At 56.3% G+C, this 909-nt stretch carries 1 protein-coding gene; it reads left to right on the top strand.

Annotated features, from left to right (window positions below):
* Window positions 1–686: 686 nt before the first annotated feature.
* On the top strand, window positions 687–909 hold a 223-nt coding region (locus tag EI28_RS14220), incomplete at its 3' end, for a hypothetical protein (RefSeq protein WP_155937453.1).

Below are 909 nucleotides of genomic sequence, written 5' to 3' on the forward strand. Positions count from 1 at the left end.
GCCTTCTTCTGCTCCTGCCCTTCGGCCAGTCGCCAGTCCAAGACCTTCGGTCTTCTCCTGCTCCTGCCCTTCGGCCAGTCGCCAGTCCAAGACCTTCGGCCTTCTTCTGCTCCTGCCCTTCGGCCAGTCGCCAGTCCAAGACCTTCGGCCTTCTCCTGCTCCGGTTCTTCGCACCTCACGGTGCTCACGCTCCCGGTCTCTGGTCAGTCGCGTACCGAACCATCGCAGTCGCCACGCACTGCCCCCGCCCCTTGGGGCGGGGAACGACTGCTGGAACGGCAGGAGTTTGAGCACCGCAGGTGCGAATGAGGAGGCCGAAGGCCGGGAGGGGTGGGGGTTACAGGTAGCAATTTGTGGTGGAGACAGGGGAGGGGGGCTGCACCCCCCTCGAAGAACTTCGTTCTTCTCGTGTTCGCTGCGCTCACACCTCGAAACTCTTCGAGTTTCTCATGCTCCGGGCGTTTTGCCCATCGCACTCCCGTCAGCCCCTCCCCCACGGCGATATCCCCACGGTCCAGTGTACCGGGATATCCCCTCGCTCTCGCCGGTTTCATCGTCTCAATTGCAGTCCTGATGCGTGAACTCTGCTGAACTTCCGGCTGGAATCCTACTCCACCCTCATGAAGATCAATCCGGTTAACCCGGGAATAACCTTTTCATCTATCGGAACCTAGATAGATGAAGCCATGCCGAAATTGACTGTAAAGACAATCAAGGGCAATAAATACCTCTATCTCCGTGATAAGGTCAAAGTTAACTCAAAATCGCTGGAGATTCAGATATACATCGGAAGACTCGAAACGGTAGCCAGAGAGGACGTTTTATCAAAACTGTCTGAACTCCATAATCTAAGGTTAACAACATACCTCGATTACCGGCTGGAGCATTACTCCTTCACGGCCCTCGACA

Origin of the sequence: Methanoculleus sp. MH98A, from assembly GCF_000691865.1 — an archaeon.
Lineage (GTDB): Archaea > Halobacteriota > Methanomicrobia > Methanomicrobiales > Methanoculleaceae > Methanoculleus.